Raw genomic sequence first — 381 nt, forward strand, 5'->3', positions numbered from 1 at the left:
GGTTCGGTTGGTCGATACGACCGACTCGTCAATCTGCGTGGCGCAGTGCCGGTTTCGCGGTTGGCGGATCGGCCTCCCCGGCTGGCCGGCGACGTCGACGCTGGGCTTAGGGCCCGCGGGTCGGTGCGCTGCTCGCGCTGCCGCTGGGCTTTGCGGTGTTCCTCGTGCCGTTCGGCGACGAGATCGTCCCGCCGCTCCAGTATCTCACCGCCGAGATGGCGATCGCGTTGACCCATATGGTCGGGGTTCCCGCGCGGATCGAGGGGATCTACATCCACACCCCCGCCGGGCTGTTCATCGTCGCCGAAGCCTGCGCGGGCGTCCATTTCCTGATCGCGATGATCGCGCTGGGCGTGCTGACCTGCTTCACCAGTTTTCACC

The 381-nt window shown here is 67.5% G+C and carries 1 protein-coding gene; it reads left to right on the plus strand.

The annotated features are described in order from the left end of the window. Positions 1-155: 155 nt before the first annotated feature. Positions 156-381 (plus strand): archaeosortase/exosortase family protein (locus A9995_RS15790; RefSeq protein WP_369815873.1); only part of this gene is annotated, 226 nt, incomplete at its 3' end.

It is taken from the genome of Erythrobacter sp. QSSC1-22B, assembly GCF_001678665.1.
In the GTDB taxonomy this organism is placed as follows: domain Bacteria; phylum Pseudomonadota; class Alphaproteobacteria; order Sphingomonadales; family Sphingomonadaceae; genus Qipengyuania.